Source organism: Pantoea trifolii, assembly GCF_024506435.1.
Lineage (GTDB): Bacteria > Pseudomonadota > Gammaproteobacteria > Enterobacterales > Enterobacteriaceae > Pantoea > Pantoea trifolii.
Genome location: NZ_JANIET010000001.1, coordinates 462,794 through 479,031, shown reverse-complemented (window position 1 = coordinate 479,031; position 16,238 = coordinate 462,794). Strand labels below are relative to the sequence as shown.

The following is a 16,238-nucleotide window of genomic DNA, read 5'->3' as shown; positions in this document are numbered from 1 at the left end:
GAATTTACGCATAATAGGGGCAATTTATAGGGTAAACCGGGCTGGATTTGTTTGAAGTTGCTCACAAATCATCAATGATGATTACAAATAATCAAAATCAACTTATTAATTACAACTCCGTCTGCAGGAAATCGACAAACGCGCTGATGCGCACCGGCAGCTGACGCTGCGGCTGCCAGACGGCAAAAATGTCGCCATCGGCGGCGCTCCACTCTGGCAGCACATGCAGCAGTTCACCGCGTTTGATGCTGTGCTGCGCATCCCACCACGAACGCAGCAGAATGCCATGCCCATCTAGCGCCATCTGCATCGCCACTTCGCCATCGTTGGTGATTAAGCTGCCGCGCACCTTTTGCGTCAGCTGCTGTGTGCCATCGCCCAGGCGCCACAGCGCGAAATCACTGTCGAACTGGCGCAATAAAATGCAGTTGTGCTGCGCCAGCGCGGCGATGCTTGCTGGCATGCCGTGGCGCGCGGCGTACGCCGGTGAGCAGCACAGCACGCGCGGATTGGTGCGCAGCTTACGCGCAATCAGTCGCGCATCGGGCGGCTCACCGACGCGGATGTCGATGTCCACGCGCGCATCGAGAAAATTGAGCGGCTGGCTGCTGAGCTGCAAACTCATGGCTAATTCGGGATGCAGCGCGGCAAAGCGCGACACACAAGGGGCGACGTGACGCCGTCCAAAGCCGAAAGAGGCGTTGATGTTGAGCGAGCCACGCAGCACCGAGGTTTGGCTGCTCACCGATTCTTCCAGCTCCGCCAGCTGATCCAGTAGCGGACGCGCGCCCTCCAGATAGCGTTTGCCCTCCGCCGTCAGCTCCAGCCGCCGCGTGGTGCGCTTGAGCAGCTGCACGCCTAAGCGCTGCTCCAGCTGGCTCAGGCGCTTGCTCACTGCCGGAAGCGATAAGCCAAGTTCACGTGCGGCGGCGGTTAAGCTGTCCAGCGCCGCCACGCGCACGAAGAACGCCAGATCATCGGTTGAAGTGCGCGATTCTCTACTTTTATTCAACATTGGCTTATCGCTCAGGCTAATTATTTCCCACAGATGCATGGTTATACTGCGTACAGAACATCAACAGCAACCTGCGAGAAACCCTATGAGCGGCAAAAACTATAAAATCGCCGTCATCCCTGGCGATGGCATTGGCAAAGAAGTGATGCCTGAAGGCATCCGCGTGATGGATGCAGCGGCAAAGAAATTTGATATTGCGCTGGAGTGGCAATGGTTTGATTTCGCCAGCGCCGAATATTGGCAGCAGCACGGCAAAATGCTGCCCGATGACTGGTTCGCCACGCTCAGCCAGTTCGATGCCATCTACTTTGGCGCGGTGGGCTGGCCAGATGTGGTGCCGGATCACGTGTCGCTGTGGGGCTCGCTGCTGCAGTTCCGTCGCGAGTTTGATCAGTACGTCAATCTGCGCCCGGTGCGCCTGATGCCGGGCGTTAAAGCGCCGCTGGCCAATCGTCAGCCCGGCGATATCGATTTCTACGTGGTGCGTGAAAATACCGAGGGCGAATATTCGTCAGTGGGCGGCACCATGTTCCCCGGCACCGATCGCGAAGTGGTGATTCAGGAAACGGTAATGACGCGGGTTGGCGTCGATCGCATCCTGAAATTTGCCTACGATCTGGCGCAGAAGCGCCCGAAAAAACACCTCACGTCCGCGACTAAATCCAACGGCATCGCCATTACCATGCCGTATTGGGACAGCCGTGTGGAAGCGATGGCACCGAGCTATCCTGATGTGAAAGTCGATAAATATCATATCGATATTCTCACCGCTAACTTTGTGCTGCATCCGGATTGGTTCGACGTGGTGGTCGCCAGCAACCTGTTTGGCGACATCCTGTCGGATCTCGGCCCAGCGTGTACCGGCACCATCGGCATCGCGCCTTCAGCCAACATCAACCCGGAAGGCAAATTCCCTAGCCTGTTTGAGCCGGTGCATGGATCGGCGCCCGATATCGCCGGTAAAGGCGTTGCTAATCCGATTGGCCAGATTTGGTGTGGCGCAATGATGCTGGAGCATCTCGGTTACGCGGAAGCGGGCGCGGCGGTGTTAGATGCCATCGAACGCACGCTGGCAGCGGGCAACAGCCTGACGCGCGACCTCGGCGGCAGCGCATCAACCGAGGAGCTGGGCGCGGCTATCGCGCAGGCGCTGTAACATCCAGGTGCGCATCAATGCGCACCCTACAAAATCTGCACCGTTTCCGCATGCCAACCGTGCGGCAACGGTTGCGGGCGCGCAATTACCACGTTATGCAACTGCAGGTTCTCCACACCGCGCGCAAACACGCCCGGCAAGCCATCCGGATAGGCGGCAACGCCGTACGCTAAACCCGATGCGCTATCCAGTTTGTACGCATTATCGAGGCCCATGCCGGTTGGCGATTCGGGATTACACGGCGGGCGCACATCGTAATGCCCTTGATCCGCGCCTGCCGCCACCACTTGCCGCAGCTGCACATTCGCCAGCATCACATCACGAATCTGTCCCGGTTGTTCCGCATGCAGGTTAATTGCCCCTTCCATCACACCGCTGACGTTGCTGAATTGCAGCTGCTCAATGCTGCCCGGCGCGATCGCCGGATCGCGCGCGCGTACTGAAACAAACAGCGCATCGGCTTTACCCCAATGGCACGGCGGCGCATGGCGGCAGGCCAGCGTGATATTGCTGAACAGTAAACGGCGGAACTGGCCGCCATCGCGCGATAGCAAGCCAATTGCGCGATTGGAATCAAAGATGGTACAGCCGGAGACGGTGACATCTTCCACGTCGTCGAAGGTTTCGGTACCGATTTTGAACGCGCAGCTGTAAGAACGCAGCAGGCAGTTGCTGATCATGATTTGTCGCGCGGCTCGGCGCAGATGCGCGGGTTTTTGAGTGGCTTTGATGCAGATGGCGTCATCGGCCGCGCTCAGGTAGCTGTTACTGACAAACACCGCTTCACAGCTGTCGATATCCAGCGCATCGGTGTTCGGCATGCTCATGCTGTTATCGATGGTGAGGTGATCGACGTGCACATGACGGCAACTCACCAGATGTACCGTCCACATCGGTGCCTGAATGATGGTGAAATCTTCCAGCGTTACCTGCTCGCAATCCTCAAACACCACGATGCGCGGGCGCTGCGGACGCGGCAGGCGATATCCCTGATCGTCCTTTTCTGCGGCAAACCAGGCATCGCCGTTACCGTCGATCACGCCTTTACCACTGATGCGGATATTGCGCTGTCCGACGGCGTAGATCAGCACATGCTGCGACAGTTCAGCCTGGCTCTGCGCCAACTGCTGCTGATAATCCTCGACGCGGGAACTGGCGAGCAACGTGGCGCCCGCTTCGAGATGCAGATTGATGTTGGAACCCAGCGTTAAGGTGCCGAGATGATAGCGACCGGGCGGCACCGACAACGTGCCGCCGCCGCGCGATGCCAGATGATTAAGCGCGCGCTGGAAGCAGTAAGTATCCAGCGTCTCGCCATCGGCGATGGGATAGAAATCAGCCAGTGAAACGTGCATGCGGTTCTCCTGAATAGCGGCGATGCGCTATTGCAGCACGCGCCGCATGACCAAAACCTTTTGCTGGTGGACAACGTGTTTATTTCACCGCGCCTTCGGTGACGCCGCTGATAAATTTGCGCTGGAACACCAGGAACACCGCCACCAGCGGCAGAATGACAATCATCGCGCCCGCCATCAGCACCGGAATATCGATGGTATTTTTGTTCTGGAAAAACATCATGCCGATCGGCAAGGTGCGCAGCTCGTCTTTATTCACCAGAATCAACGGAATAAGGAACTCGTTCCACGTCCAGATAAACAGCAGCAGCGCCAGCGTGGACAGCGTCGGCCAGATTGCTGGCACCAGCAAACCCCAGAGAATTTTACGGCGCGAAGCGCCATCCATCACCGCCGCTTCCACCAGCTCGCGCGGCACCTGCTGCAACGCGGTGGCGATCATCAGCGTGGTGAACGGCAGCGATAGGGCAATTTGCGGCAGAATCAGCGCCAGATAGGTATTGGTGAGGCCCATCCAGCGCAACTCGTGATAGAGGGGAATAATAAAGGCTTCACTCGGCAGCACCATGCCAAGGCCCAGCAGCGCGGCAACCACCGTTTTGCCGGGGATCTTCAGCCAGGCAAAACCGAATCCCGCCAGAATGCCAAGCAGGATGCTGCAGATCACCACCGGAATCACCACCAGCACCGAGTTCATGAAGTAGACGTTGAAATGTCCCTGCTGCCACGCGGTGACGTAGTTTTTAAAATTCAGCGACGAGGGCAAGGTGAATACGCCCTGAAACAGCTCCATCTGCGTTTTGAACGAGGTCATCAGCGCCATTAAAAACGGCAGAATGGTCATCAGCGCGACAATCCAGATCAGCGCGCGTGAGACAGTTGGCGTGCCGCGCATCAGTGACGCTCCCGTAAACAAAGATGAATTAAGCCGTTGATCATTAACACAATCAGCATACTGAACACCGCCACGGCGGAGGCATAGCCGAAGTAATGCAGATCAAAGCCCTGCTTATACATAAAGATGTTGGTCACCATAGTGGACGTGCCCGGTCCGCCTTGTGTCATCACGTAGACCAGATCGAAAGCTTTGAGGCTGGCGATCACCGTCAGCAATAGCGCGATACGCAGTTCGGGACGCAGCGACGGCAGCGTGATGCGCATAAATTTCTGGCGGCGTGATGAGCCATCGAGATCGGCCGCTTCCAGCAGCGAGGGATCCATGCGCTGCAAGCCGGCCATAAACAGCACCAGGCAGAAACCGAAGAAGTACCAGGTGGCAACAAAGCCCACGGCGGGCAGCGCCCAGGTAAAATCGCCCAGCCACGACTTTGCCAGCTGCGGCAAACCGACGGCACGCAAGAACTGATCGATCGGACCAAACGCCGGGTTATACAGCCAGCGCCACACCACACCGAGCACCGCCATCGGCATGATGTACGGCAGGAAGAAGAGAATACGCAGCACGCTGCGCTCTTTGTTATTGCGCGTCTCATACAGGAAGCTGCACAACAGCAGCCCAACGCCAATCGGAAACAGCGTGTAGAACAGCATCAGCAAGGCGTTATTGCCAAGCGCCACCCAGAACACCGGATCCTGGAACATGCGCAAATAGTTGCCCATGCCGATGAAAATCGGCCACGAAGTGCCGTCCCATTCGGTAAAGCTGATCCCTAACGAGGCCAGCAGCGGCAGCAGCAGAAACACCGCATACACCAGCACCGCGGGCAGAAGATAGAGCGCATTGCGCCAGGCAGATTTATTCAGCATAACCGTACTCGCTTGCGGGCCTGTTGCGGCCCGGCCACTTACGCCGGGCCGTACGTCATCAGTGCTTGAGGGTTTTCAGGTAACGTTGATAGTTGTTATCGAAGTTGATCACCATCTGATCGGCGGTTTGACGTCCCGCCAACAGCAGCTGCACATTCTGATTCAGTTCAGCGTTCATGGTTGGCGTAGCCCAGTCGAGATAATGGCCGAGACCATCGTTGTCATTCAGCGTTACCCACACCTGATAGGCTTCCGCCAGCAGCGGGTTATCCGCCGGAATCTGCGCATTTTTGCTGGTGCCGGCCGGCAGGAAGCCCACTTTCAACCAGCGGTTCGCCATCTCATCCGAGACGATGTAATCGATGAATTTCGCCGCGGCGTCCTGCTGCGCTTTGTCTTTGGCGGTGCTGGTGATCGAGAACGCCAGATCGGTGCCGCCCACCATCAGCGGATGCTGTACGCCCTCGCCCGCTGGCATCGCGGCGAAGTGCAGATCTTTGTTGTCTTTAAATTGGCCGAGATACCAGGTTCCACTGACCAGGAACGCTGCCTGACCATTCTGGAACAGGGTCGCGGCATCATCGTGACCAATGCCCTGGAAGCCGGGGAACAGATAGCCTTTGTCGTTCCAGCCTTTCATCAGGTTGGCGGCTTTCACCAGCTTGTCGTCTTTAAAGGTGCCGCCCACGTCGTAAATCAGATCGTCGAGTTTTTTCCGGTCGCTACTCTCAATCTGCGCTTCCCACAAGGTGCTGAGCAGCTGCTGGCCCATGTTGCCGTCGAGTAAGCCCAGCATCATCGGCGGCGTGCCGGCGGCTTTGAGTTTCTCCATCGCCTGCTCAAGTTCCGGCAAGGTTTTAGGCACCGCGACACCGGCTTTATCCAGCAGCGCTTTGTTGTAATACAACCCCACCATCTCGCCGAGGCTTGCCACGCCGTAGAGTTTGCCGCTGCCGAAATCTTGTTTATCAGACCAGCGGTTACGCTTCAGGATCGAATCCGGGAAACGCGTGGTCCAGCCGTAGGTTTTGGCGTAATCATCCAGCGGCCACAGCAGCTTGTCTTTCACCAGCGAGCCCATATCGCCGCCGCCCTGATTCACCTGCGCAATCTGCGGGCCGTCACCAGCAGTCAACGCCAGCTTGAGCGGAATACGCGTGTCTTCAAACGAGTGCACCGAACGCTGAATCACAATGCCCGGATTCTTTTGCTGGAACGCTTTTACCGCTTCATCCACCGCTTCGGTTTGCTGCGGATAGTTGTAAATGTCCCACTCATTCAGGGTGACGGCCTGCGCGGCTGCCATGGTCGCACCGAGCAAAATCCCGGCGGAGACCAGACGCGACACGGTGCGCAGTGAGCTTTGCAAACGGGAAGGACGATTGGTTGAATCACACATCATGCTCGGTTTCTCCAACAGATGACTGGCATCCCTTCATCTCGACACCTGCGATTCCCGGCAGGTTGATTCAGCAGCGACAACGTACATAATTCATACTTACTTTATGCACAAAAGAAAGTCAAACATCGCCACTGCGGAATTTTTGCTCTGTGATACAGTGCAAAGAGTAAGAAGAAAAGCCACTGGAACAGCAGAGCATGCTGCGATTCCGCGCGCAAACCAGACGGCACTGAGGATTAAAGCCTGAGCATCAGTATAAATCACTCAGGCAAGTGAATCGCTTTAACTTACTGATAGAGCATATGAAAATCCTATCGTTATTATCATTACGCTGCGAGAGCCAAAGGCAATGTGTTGTCATCTGGCGCGTAAACCGGCGTGGCGTGTGAGTTTGTCAGGCGCGCCGTCATGCATTGTGGTTATAGTTCGCATCAGCTTTGTGCGCCAGCGCAATTATTACACCTTGAAAACTAAGTCGGCTTTCTTTACCGTAAAATCTGTTCATCTCCTGACCAAGAGGCTCCACCATGACGGCTGAAGGTGTTATTCGTCGCGCCAGCGAGGCTGATTTCCCCGCCTTGTCGCGCATCTGCTTAGAGACCGCCAATGCCGGGACCGATGCCAGTGCGCTCTACTCCGATCCCGCACTGCCCGGCCTGCGCTTTGTCATTCCCTACGCGCGCTTTGCGCCCGAATTTGCTTATGTGCTGGAACAGCATGGCGAGGTGGTGGGTTACGCGGTCGCCGCGCCCGATACGCGCGCCTTCGAAGCAAAGCTGAATAGCGATTGGTGGCCACAGCTGCAACAGCAGTATCGCGATTACGCGCCGCAGGCGGCGCTCGACAGCAAAGTGCTGGAAGCGATTCATCAGCCCGATGCGGCGGCGGATCAGCTGGTGACACAGTGGCCTGCGCATCTGCACATCAATCTGCTGCCAGCCGCACAACAAGGCGGCTGGGGGCGCAAGCTGATTGAACAGCTGCTAAACGATCTGCGTGCCGCAGGCGTGCCGGGCGTGTACCTCGGCGTCAGCCTGCAGAATGAGCAGGTGTGCGGTTTCTATCAGCGCCTCGGCTTCACGCCGATTATGCGCAGCAACGCCATTTATATGGGCCAACTTCTCTGATTCGAGGCATCGCATGACCAGCCTGCATCTGCAAAACGTTAAGAAGTCCTACGAGAATGTGAACGTGATTCACGGCATCGATCTCACCATTAACAGCGGCGAATTCGTGGTGTTTGTCGGCCCTTCCGGCTGCGGGAAATCCACGCTGCTGCGCATGATTGCCGGGCTGGAGGAGATCACCGACGGTAAGTTGCTGATTGAAGGTGCCGACATGACCGATCAGCACGCCACCGAGCGCGGCATCGCCATGGTGTTTCAGTCCTATGCGCTCTACCCGAACATGACGGTGCGCGGCAATCTGGCCTATCCGCTGGAGGTGATGAAGCGCCCGAAAGCGGAAATTGAGCAGGCGATACAAAAGACGGCGGCGCGTCTGCATCTCACTGAATTCCTTGACCGTTTACCGCGTGCATTGTCCGGCGGGCAGCGGCAGCGCGTGGCAATTGGCCGCGCGATTATCCGCCATCCGCGTATATTCCTGTTTGATGAGCCGCTGTCGAACCTCGATGCTGAGCTGCGTTTGCAGATGCGCATTGAGATTGCTCGCCTGCATGCCTCGCTGGGCAACACCATGATCTACGTGACGCACGATCAGCTGGAAGCGATGACGCTGGCGGATCGCATTGTGGTGCTGCGTCAGGGCCGTATTGAGCAGGTTGGCGCACCGATGGCGCTGTATCGCGATCCCGATAATCTGTTTGTCGCCGGATTTATTGGCTCGCCGAAGATGAATTTCCTCAGTGCCGAAGTGGCGGCGATCGCGCCGGGTGCGGTGCGGCTACGTGTGCCCGCGCTGGGCATCAATCAGCTTACGCTGCCGATCGCCGCACCGTGCCGCGAAGGGCAGAAAATCACGCTGGGCATGCGCCCGGAGCATTTCCAGCCGGTGAGCAGCAACGATGATGCCGCGAGTTTCAGCGGCGAATTGTCGTTTAGCGAGATGCTGGGACACACCAATTATCTCTATCTCGATATCGGCGAAGAGAAGCTGCTGGTGATTGAAGAGCGCAACGTGGCGGAACACGCGATTGGCGAGAGGATGAGTTACCAGCTGCGCGCCGAGCATTGTTTGTTGTTTGATGAGCAGGGTTTGCGGTTACGTTAAGGGGTGCGGTGCGTTCATGGTGGCGGTCGCCATAAATGAACTGAACCCCATAACCTGGACCGTTTAGTTAAAGCGCTGCGTAATGCTGAGTCCTGTACGCTACCGGACTCAGCCCACCCAGCCCCATTTTTATCCGCTTAGTATTCCAGAAGTGGATATAGTCTCCGATGTCCTTCTCCAGCTCCTCTACGTCACGGTATTTCTTCAGGTAAAACATTTCCGACTTCAGATGACCGAAGAAGTTTTCCATCACCGCGTTGTCCAGGCAGTTTCCTCTGCGCGACATGCTCTGTTTTATCCCGTTTTCCGCCAGGCGCCGCTGATACTCCGGCATCTGATACTGCCAGCCCTGATCGCTGTGAAGAAGCGGACGCTGCTCGCCCGTCAGATGCTGTAAGGCTCTGCTCAGCATACCGTTTATCATCGGCATCAGCGGCTTACGCGCCGTTTCCCAGCCCACGATTTCGCCGTTATACAGGTCCAGAACCGGGGACAGGTAGCATTTTTCACCCGCAACGCTGAACTCCGTTACGTCCGTTACCCACTTCTCGTTCGGTGCCTGTGCCCGGAAGTTGCGCTGCAGCACGTTGCCGGCTGTCCGCCCCTCGGGCCCGCGACAGGACCGGTATCTCTTCTTTCTTACCGGCGACTGCAGACCCAGCGCCGACATCAGCTTCAGCACGGTTTTCCCGCTCAGCGCCCAGCCGTGCTGCCTGAGCAGGCAGCCCATGCGCCGGTAGCCATAAACACTGCGATGCTCCTCTGACAGCCTGACGATAAGCGTCTTCACCTCTGCGTACTTATCCGCTGCCTGCTGGCGGGCAAGCTGATAAAAAAAAGTGCTTTTTGGCAGCCGCGATACGCTCAGCAGCACCGGCAGGCGATGCCGCGTGCGCAGCAGCGTCACGGCTGCGGCTTTTTCTCCCGCTCCCGGCGCTTTTTTTCCAGGATAATCTCCTGCATGACCTTCAGATAGTCGTTTTCGGCACGCAGGTATTCGAGCTCCTTAAGCAGCTCTTCCGGCGTCATTGACCCGACTGGTTTTGGTGATTTTTCTTTGCCTGACATTGGTGTTCTCCGCGTGCTGTTTTCGGGCGGGAAAGCATAGTGACCTTTAAGGCTGTACTGGCGGACCCAGGATTCAACCGTTTTGTGTGAGCTGATATTAAAACGCGCCGCAACCGCAGCGTATGACTCACCGGTATGAGCCAGAGCATAATGCGCCACCTGGACCCTGAAGTCAGAAGAATAACGCCGGTGCCCGCGGGGAAGCAAAGCCTGCTCACCGTGATGCTGATAGCGCGCAACCCAGCGGCGGAGGTTAGTAGGGGCAATGCTGAAGTGCTTAGCCGTTCCATCAATACCGGCATGGCCGCTAAGAAAATAGTGAATGGCCGAGAGTTTAAATTCGATGGGATATTTTGTTGTCATAGAGCTGCACCTTCAATGTCAGATTATGGTCCAACATTTGGGGTGCAGTTCATAAATGGCGACCGTCTCAACGCGCGCACAAAATCACGACGCGATATCCTCATCGGCCTGCGCGGCCAACAAATCCAGCAACTTATTCACTGCAAACCCAGCAGCGCCCTGCGCCCACATGCGGTTGGATTCGGTGAGGAATTGCAGCGGCGTCATGTGCGGCGTCAGCTTCAAACGGTAAGTCTGGAAACTCTGCGTAATGTGATCAAGCAAAATGCGCGAGGCCATTTGCGGCTCCATCGCCAGATACACCACGTCCGGATCGTAAGCCACCGACAGATTCGCCAGCGACATCCCTAAATGCTGCCCGGCCTCGGCCAGCGCACTCAGCACCTCTGGCGTTGGACGCACATCGAGATCGCGCAGCGTGTGCGGCGCCTCGTCTTTGGTGGTGGCCGCCACGCGCTGCAGAATCGCCTGCGACGATGCCACATCCTCCAGCAAACGCTCAGAGCCGTCGCCCAGCAGCGAAACGCCAATCTCACCCGCTTTGCCGTGACGACCGCGATAGAGCTGGCGATCGAGCAGAATCCCCGCACCGATGCCTTTGCCAAAAGTGGCAATCACCGCCGACTGCGCGTGGCCGAGCTGACCAAACACCAGCGCCGCCATCGCCAGCGCGTTAGCGTCATTTTCAATAAATACCGGCAGCGAGAAGCGCTCTTCCAGCAGCCGGGCAATCGGCACGTTATCCCAGCCCAACGCGCGTGACAGCACGCAAACGCCGTTGCTGGCATCAACCAAACCCGACAGCGCCAGACCAATCGCCCCAACCTTTTTGCCTTCAACGCCGCGCAAAAACTTCGCCAGCGCATCGCCGAGTTGCTTGGGTGTCATCGCGCCAGAAGGAATCTGCTGTTCACCGATGATGTTGCCGCTGAGATCGGTCAACACCATCAGATTACGTTCGGCGTTGAGCTGAATCCCCACCACGCTGGCGTGATCCGGATTGAGGCCAAGCAGCGTTTTGGGTCGCCCCATCGAGACGCGACGCAGCCCCAACTCCTGCACAATGCCGCCGGTCAGCAAACGATTAGTGGCTTGCGATACCGTCGACATGCTTAGGCCGCTGCGCACTTTGAGATCGGATTGACTAATAGGCGCATTTTCGACAATCAGCCGCAGAATGCGCGCGGTTACGTTGGGAGCGCTCATGAGCCTCTTTATCTGAAGTTAAGCAGGAAGTGTCAGGCTGAACTGCGTGGCGAGGCGAATCGCACCGCTCAGCGCATCGCCCTGCGGCGGCACCAGCAGCGCAGCAATATCCGCCGGTAGCCACGCCTGAATGGGTTCGGCTAATCCGCCCATTAAGGCCAGTTTGCCGTGGCTGCGCGCCAGCAGCGGCTGCACCATCTGCACGATATCTGCGGCGCATTGCTGCACCAGCGCTGTGCCGTGCTCATCGCCCTGCTGCGCGGCAGCGAAGACCTCAGGTACCACGCGGCCCCAATCGGCAGGCGTCGCCTGTTTCGACCAGATCAGCAGTTGTTCCGGACTGTTTTGATAGCTTGCCATGACGCGTTGCGTTAACGCCGAGGCGGGCACAATCTCTTCGTGTGCCAGCAGCGCCAGCCGCAGCGCGCGCTGGCCGAGAATCGCACCCGAACCGGCATCCGACAAGGCAAAACCCCAGCCGCCGAGCAGCGTGAAGTGCGCGCCATCCCAGGCCGCGCCCTGGCTGCCGGTGCCAATAATAAACACCGCGCCCGGCGCACCGGCGTGCGCACCGGCACAGGCGATTTCGACATCGGTAAATAGATAGCGCGCCTGACAGCGTGGCTGCCAGCTGGCGAGACGGGTTTGCACTGAGGCGACATTCGCGCCCGCCAGGCCGGCGACGATCACCGTTCGGTCGCGCGCTTCAGCGGGTAAATTCGCCTGCGTAAACAGATCGTCGATGACCTGCCCGATGGCCGCAATGGCGGCATCAAACTGCGACCAGACGTTAGCAGGACCGCCTTTGGCTTCCGCCAGCAGCCGTCCGGCGCTGTCGGTCAGGCGTCCGCGACAGTGCGTACCACCGCCATCAATACCCAGCATTAGTGATTGCACGCGCTTCCTCCTGCCAGCCCGAAACGGTATGACGCTTATAGATGTGCGAAAGATAGGGGAAAAAAACTTAAATCGCAATAACAAATAAATAGGCAATCCGTATAGTTAATTAAAATAGATATAAATCATATGAATAACAATTTTTCACCAATTGAGATCCGCCACACGGATTGACATTAGTTTTTCTGTCGTAATAAGTTAGCGGTCAGATTATCAGCAGCCTGACAGGTCGGGCGGCTTACAGGCAACGGGCTTCAGGGGTACAACATGAAAGTGGGCATTATTGGTCTGGGCTTTCGTCTTTCCCATGTGGTGAAAGAGTTCAACAAAGCCGACACAGCGTTTTCCGTGGTGGGTTATGTCGATCCGGCTCCGGCAGGATTACCGAATCTGCACAGCTTTGGCATTGATGCGGGCACCGCGTTTGACAGCGTGGATGCGCTGCTGCAACACGGCGGCTTTGATCTGCTGCTGGTCGGTTCGCCGAACTTTATGCACCTTGAACATATTCGTCAGGGCTTGGCGGCGGGCTACACGGTATTCACCGAGAAGCCGGTGGTGATCAACGAAGAGCAGACCATGGCGATGGCACAGTTGGTGCAGCAATATGGTCACGAGCGCATTCTGGTCGGCTTGGTGCTGCGCTACTCGCCGCTCTATCGCGACCTGCTCACCGCGCGCGATGAAAATCGCCTCGGCGAAATTACCTCAATTGAAGCCACCGAACACATCAAGCCCTACCACGGTGCGTTCTTCCAGCGCGACTGGCGTCGTCTTGAGAAGTACGCTGGTCCGTACATTCTGGAAAAATGCTGCCACGATATCGATCTCTATCAGGGTTTGGTCGGCGAGCGTCCGGTAAGCGTTGCCAGCTTCGGCGGACGCAAAAACTTCACGCCGCAGCATGCGCCTAAAGGTGCGGTAACGCCGCAGTCTGAGGTGTATCACGTTAAGCCGAGCGGCTGGTCGAGCACCGATGCGGTGTTTGACGGCGATGCCGATATCGTCGATTACCAAACCGCGCTGATTGAGTATGCCGGTGGCGCCACCCTCGCCTTCCACGCCAACCTTAACGTGCCGGATGAGTTCCGCCGCTTCTGCGTGATGGGCACCGATGGCATGGCCGAAGGTGACTTTGTGCGTAACTACTTCCGCGTGCACAACGCCCGCACCGGCGAGCGCGAAGTGGATACCGAGTATGACGGCAACGCTTATGACGGCCATTACGGCGCCGATGCGCTGATGGCAGAAGAGATTGTGAAACACATTACGCAAGGAACGCCGCTGAAGGTTTCCGTGGTGGATGCGCTGGAAGCGGGACTTACCGCGATCAAAATCGATGAAGCGCGAAAATCGAAAACCGTGGTGGATATGACCGAGAGCTGGAAAACCTTTGATGCTAGCCTGGGGAAAGCAATAAGCGTGTGACGCGGGAGAAAAGTTTCGTGCGTCCGTCGTGACGGTCGCCATTTTTCGTGCGTCCATCGTGACGGTCGCCATTAATGGCGACCCTACGCGCACCGTTTCTATCAAACCACGGTTTCGTTTTCCAGCTTCTGCCGCTTACGCAGATGCGGGAAAATCGTCATCCACACCCCCACGACGATCAGCGTGCCGATGCCGCCAATTGCCGCTGCGGGCACTGCGCCCATCCACGCCGCCAGCAAACCTGACTCAAACTCGCCGAGCTGATTCGAGGTATTAATGAAGATGGCGTTGACCGCATTGACGCGGCCGCGCATGTCATCCGGCGTATCCAACTGCACCAGCGCGCCGCGAATCACCATGCTGACCATATCGAAGCCGCCCAGCGCCGCCAGCGCGATCACCGAAAGCCAAAGCTGGGTGGAGAGCGCGAACACCAACGTCGCCACGCCAAAACCCGCCACCGAACCGAACATGATCATGCCGACGTTCTTTTCCAGCTTATGACGACTCAGCCACACGCCAACCAGCAGCGCACCGACCGATGGCGCACCGCGCAGGATGCCCAATCCCCACGGCCCGGTATGCAGAATATCCTGCGCGAATATCGGCAACAGCGCGGTTGCACCGCCCAACAGCACCGCGAACAGATCGAGTGAAATCACGCCGAGCACATCTTTGCGATCGCGAATAAAGCGCACGCCGGCGAACAGGTTCGGCAGATTCATCGGCAAGCGCGCCTGTGGCGGCCGCTCATAGCGCAGTCGGCTCACCAGCACGATGGAGAACAGATAGAACAGCGCCGAGACGCCATACACCACATCCGGACCGGCGACATAAAGGAAGCCGCCGAGCGTTGGGCCGATAATCACCGCCGCCTGTCCGCCCACCGAACTGGCGGCCATGGCGCGAGCCAGAATCGGCGGCGGCACCAGCGCCGGCAGCATAGAGGTAATCGCTGGCCACTCGAGCGCCTTAGCGACAGAGATCAGGAACACCAATCCCCAAATCTCAATTTTGCCCGCCCAGTTCATTAGCGTGAGCGCAACCAGCCCCAGCAGCGCCAGCCACTCAATGCATTGTCCGAGCAAAACGATGCGGCGACGATCGAGCTGATCCGCCAGATGTCCGGCGGGCAGCGCCAACAGCACGGAAGGCAGAAATTGCATCAGACCGATCATGCCCAGCGCCATCGCACTGTGGGTCAGCGCGTAGATTTGCCAGCTGACCGCGACCGAGAACATTTGAAAACCAAACGATGAACAGGTGCGCGCCAGCCAAAAGGCGACAAACGACCTGTGCCGCAGCAATGAATCCTCTGCTGCGGATACTGGAGAACCCATAGTTTTATCCCATCCTAAATCATTACATCGGTTAGCGTCGTTGCACCAACCTGGTGAAAAGCCCATCATGGCTTCCGCTTTATTTTTTCAGGCCACAGAGTGCGACATCTTGTTGAGCCAAGCAATGGCTAGCCGTGCTGTTTAAAAACAGAAGCTTATCCAGAATTCAGCTAAACATAGCGCTCTTAATATTAGCGGGCTGATGGTTGTAGTTTGAAAATATCAACACACATAAGATGATGGCGAATTATCGCTACCGCTTCACTTAATATCTCTCTATCAGAGAAAATTAAAAAAGATCAACTTTATTCAGCAAAGGGTTTATATTGTCGGGGTTAAGATTTCACCAGTCGCCCGTTCTTATAATAATTAAGACGTTGCATCCAATTAATTTATTCACAGAGATAAATGGAAAACAGATCTTATAATCCTTATATTACTGAGCGCATTCGCCGTTTCGACGGTGCGCTAGCTGGCGTGTGTTATTCAGCACCTTTTATGCATTGCGAACAGGAAAGCACGACAACACTTAATGGAGGCAACATAATTTCGCTGCATAACCAGTTGCCGGATGCACCCGAATTAATAATCATCCCGTTGACGGGAAATAACCTTGTGCGCTTTTTACAGGCGCCGGATAATTATTCCTGCCTGCAGAATGAGAATGTACAACTGGCGATCAATTATGCCGACTTAGTTCAGCAAGATAGTGCATTACGCCAGGCCGCAGAGCGTTTCTCATTTTGGCTATATGATTTGGCACCACCCGGCACTTGCTGGAAGAATATATCCACCTTTCCTTTTCGCGGTATTGTGCTGACCGATGAGTTTTTTAACGATAATTACCTCAAGTTCAGCTTTCCTTTTCTACTGGAGTCCTGCCGCGAAAGAGAAGCGGAGGTAATATTACGTACTCCGCAGTTAACGCTGCCCGCTAAGCACTATGCGCTACTTAATTTGAGCGGCTGGCAAGAGCAACGCACCGGCAGCATGCTGCTCGAAGGGTAAA

The 16,238-nt window shown here is 56.7% G+C and carries 14 protein-coding genes; 5 read left to right on the top strand and 9 right to left on the bottom strand.

Annotation, left to right across the window (positions count from 1 at the left end):
* Positions 1–109: 109 nt before the first annotated feature.
* Positions 110–1,015, bottom strand: coding sequence for a LysR family transcriptional regulator (locus tag NQH49_RS02080; RefSeq protein ID WP_179452016.1), 906 nt, complete (start codon positions 1,013–1,015; stop codon positions 110–112).
* Positions 1,016–1,100: 85 nt separating this feature from the next.
* Here NQH49_RS02080 and NQH49_RS02075 point away from each other — a divergent pair, with 85 nt between their 5' ends.
* A complete protein-coding gene (locus NQH49_RS02075) occupies positions 1,101–2,171 on the top strand; it encodes a tartrate dehydrogenase (protein WP_256698203.1) in 1,071 nt (356 codons plus the stop codon).
* Between the two features lie 26 nt (positions 2,172–2,197).
* Here NQH49_RS02075 and NQH49_RS02070 read toward each other — a convergent pair whose 3' ends face one another.
* The 4 genes from NQH49_RS02070 to NQH49_RS02055 form a co-directional block, all read right to left on the bottom strand.
* The gene (locus NQH49_RS02070) at positions 2,198–3,526 is read right to left on the bottom strand and encodes a glycoside hydrolase family 28 protein (protein ID WP_256698202.1); all 1,329 of its coding nucleotides are present in this window, start codon (positions 3,524–3,526) and stop codon (positions 2,198–2,200) included.
* A gap of 79 nt (positions 3,527–3,605) precedes the next feature.
* Positions 3,606–4,421 carry a carbohydrate ABC transporter permease gene (locus NQH49_RS02065; protein ID WP_256698201.1) on the bottom strand — a complete coding sequence of 272 codons (816 nt, stop codon included), beginning with the start codon at positions 4,419–4,421 and terminating at the stop codon, positions 3,606–3,608.
* Positions 4,421–5,293 carry a carbohydrate ABC transporter permease gene (locus NQH49_RS02060; protein ID WP_061718332.1) on the bottom strand — a complete coding sequence of 291 codons (873 nt, stop codon included), beginning with the start codon at positions 5,291–5,293 and terminating at the stop codon, positions 4,421–4,423. Before NQH49_RS02060 ends, NQH49_RS02065 begins: the two co-directional genes overlap by 1 nt.
* 58 nt (positions 5,294–5,351) lie before the next feature.
* Positions 5,352–6,695 carry an ABC transporter substrate-binding protein gene (locus NQH49_RS02055; protein WP_008105576.1) on the bottom strand — a complete coding sequence of 448 codons (1,344 nt, stop codon included), beginning with the start codon at positions 6,693–6,695 and terminating at the stop codon, positions 5,352–5,354.
* A 527-nt stretch (positions 6,696–7,222) separates the two neighbouring features.
* Between NQH49_RS02055 and NQH49_RS02050 the strand changes: the two genes are divergently transcribed.
* Together NQH49_RS02050 and NQH49_RS02045 are read left to right on the top strand one after the other, a co-directional pair.
* The gene (locus NQH49_RS02050; RefSeq protein WP_256698200.1) at positions 7,223–7,822 is read left to right on the top strand and encodes a GNAT family N-acetyltransferase; all 600 of its coding nucleotides are present in this window, start codon (positions 7,223–7,225) and stop codon (positions 7,820–7,822) included.
* Between the two features lie 13 nt (positions 7,823–7,835).
* Positions 7,836–8,927 (top strand): ABC transporter ATP-binding protein, encoded by a 1,092-nt coding sequence (locus tag NQH49_RS02045; RefSeq protein WP_256698199.1) that lies wholly within the window; start codon positions 7,836–7,838, stop codon positions 8,925–8,927.
* A gap of 67 nt (positions 8,928–8,994) precedes the next feature.
* On the opposite strand, the gene NQH49_RS02040 is transcribed toward NQH49_RS02045, so the two are convergent.
* The 3 genes from NQH49_RS02040 to NQH49_RS02030 form a co-directional block, all read right to left on the bottom strand.
* Positions 8,995–10,358, bottom strand: a protein-coding gene (locus NQH49_RS02040; protein WP_256696421.1) for an IS3 family transposase whose coding sequence is annotated in 2 segments (ribosomal slippage) — positions 8,995–9,863 and positions 9,863–10,358 — 1,365 coding nt in all. Because the reading frame shifts where the segments join, the coding sequence is not laid out codon by codon here.
* A gap of 84 nt (positions 10,359–10,442) precedes the next feature.
* Positions 10,443–11,564, bottom strand: a complete 1,122-nt coding sequence (locus NQH49_RS02035; protein ID WP_256698198.1) for an ROK family transcriptional regulator — start codon at positions 11,562–11,564, stop codon at positions 10,443–10,445.
* A gap of 18 nt (positions 11,565–11,582) precedes the next feature.
* Positions 11,583–12,461, bottom strand: coding sequence for a glucosamine kinase nucleotide-binding domain-containing protein (locus NQH49_RS02030; RefSeq protein WP_256698197.1), 879 nt, complete (start codon positions 12,459–12,461; stop codon positions 11,583–11,585).
* A 267-nt stretch (positions 12,462–12,728) separates the two neighbouring features.
* Here NQH49_RS02030 and NQH49_RS02025 point away from each other — a divergent pair, with 267 nt between their 5' ends.
* A complete protein-coding gene (locus NQH49_RS02025) occupies positions 12,729–13,889 on the top strand; it encodes a Gfo/Idh/MocA family protein (protein WP_256698196.1) in 1,161 nt (386 codons plus the stop codon).
* A 101-nt stretch (positions 13,890–13,990) separates the two neighbouring features.
* On the opposite strand, the gene NQH49_RS02020 is transcribed toward NQH49_RS02025, so the two are convergent.
* Complete coding sequence (locus NQH49_RS02020) at positions 13,991–15,229, bottom strand: MFS transporter (RefSeq protein WP_256698195.1); 1,239 nt, start codon at positions 15,227–15,229, stop codon at positions 13,991–13,993.
* A gap of 408 nt (positions 15,230–15,637) precedes the next feature.
* Here NQH49_RS02020 and NQH49_RS02015 point away from each other — a divergent pair, with 408 nt between their 5' ends.
* Positions 15,638–16,237, top strand: a complete 600-nt coding sequence (locus NQH49_RS02015; protein ID WP_256698193.1) for a hypothetical protein — start codon at positions 15,638–15,640, stop codon at positions 16,235–16,237.
* Position 16,238 lies beyond the last annotated feature (1 nt).

What these genes read in the sequence shown, in the direction of transcription:
- NQH49_RS02080 (WP_179452016.1), bottom strand. Translation starts at nt 1,015, where the DNA reads ATGTTGAATAAAAGTAGAGAATCGCGCACTTCAACCGATGATCTGGCG.
- NQH49_RS02075 (WP_256698203.1), top strand. Translation starts at nt 1,101, where the DNA reads ATGAGCGGCAAAAACTATAAAATCGCCGTCATCCCTGGCGATGGCATT.
- NQH49_RS02070 (WP_256698202.1), bottom strand. Translation starts at nt 3,526, where the DNA reads ATGCACGTTTCACTGGCTGATTTCTATCCCATCGCCGATGGCGAGACG.
- NQH49_RS02065 (WP_256698201.1), bottom strand. Translation starts at nt 4,421, where the DNA reads ATGCGCGGCACGCCAACTGTCTCACGCGCGCTGATCTGGATTGTCGCG.
- NQH49_RS02060 (WP_061718332.1), bottom strand. Translation starts at nt 5,293, where the DNA reads ATGCTGAATAAATCTGCCTGGCGCAATGCGCTCTATCTTCTGCCCGCG.
- NQH49_RS02055 (WP_008105576.1), bottom strand. Translation starts at nt 6,695, where the DNA reads ATGATGTGTGATTCAACCAATCGTCCTTCCCGTTTGCAAAGCTCACTG.
- NQH49_RS02050 (WP_256698200.1), top strand. Translation starts at nt 7,223, where the DNA reads ATGACGGCTGAAGGTGTTATTCGTCGCGCCAGCGAGGCTGATTTCCCC.
- NQH49_RS02045 (WP_256698199.1), top strand. Translation starts at nt 7,836, where the DNA reads ATGACCAGCCTGCATCTGCAAAACGTTAAGAAGTCCTACGAGAATGTG.
- NQH49_RS02035 (WP_256698198.1), bottom strand. Translation starts at nt 11,564, where the DNA reads ATGAGCGCTCCCAACGTAACCGCGCGCATTCTGCGGCTGATTGTCGAA.
- NQH49_RS02025 (WP_256698196.1), top strand. Translation starts at nt 12,729, where the DNA reads ATGAAAGTGGGCATTATTGGTCTGGGCTTTCGTCTTTCCCATGTGGTG.
- NQH49_RS02020 (WP_256698195.1), bottom strand. Translation starts at nt 15,229, where the DNA reads ATGGGTTCTCCAGTATCCGCAGCAGAGGATTCATTGCTGCGGCACAGG.
- NQH49_RS02015 (WP_256698193.1), top strand. Translation starts at nt 15,638, where the DNA reads ATGGAAAACAGATCTTATAATCCTTATATTACTGAGCGCATTCGCCGT.